The organism is Cupriavidus sp. GW821-FHT02F09, assembly GCF_059421605.1.
Genome location: NZ_JBWKVH010000126.1, coordinates 1 through 526 on the forward strand (window position 1 = coordinate 1; position 526 = coordinate 526).

The window sequence follows — 526 nt, forward strand, 5'->3', positions numbered from 1 at the left end:
CGCCTGCGAGCGGGCCCGAGTCCTGGTCCAGCATGATCGAGCGCAGGAACGTGCCGGTGGGCAGTCTCGTCATCGAGATCACTGAAGGCTCGCTGATGGAGCAAAGCGCCGATGTCATGGACCAGCTCTCCCGCTTCCTGGCGGCCGGCATCGAGATCGCGCTCGACGACTTCGGCACCGGCTACTCATCCTTGTCGTACCTGCGGCGCCTAGACATCGACTACATCAAGATCGACCAGTCCTTCATCCGCTCGCTGACGCGGGGCCCGGACGACGTGGCCTTGTGCCGCGCCATCATCAGCATGGCGCATGCACTGCGCATCCGGGTGATTGCCGAGGGCGTCGAGACCGAGTCGCAGCACGACATCCTGCTGGCTGCCGGCTGCGACTACGGGCAAGGCCACTTCTTCTGTCCGCCGGTGGAGGCCAGCGCGTTCGAGGCCTTCGTGAGTGCCGTGACTTGAGGCGAGCGGCGTCCCAACCATCAGCGCCAATGGTGAATCCGCGAGTGCGGATTCACTCGTCG

The 526-nt window shown here is 65.0% G+C and carries 1 protein-coding gene; it reads left to right on the forward strand.

The window, feature by feature from the left end:
• Window positions 1-464: EAL domain-containing protein (locus AC07XB_RS39080; RefSeq protein ID WP_492831793.1), on the forward strand; the 464-nt coding region annotated here is incomplete at its 5' end.
• Window positions 465-526: the final 62 nt, after the last annotated feature.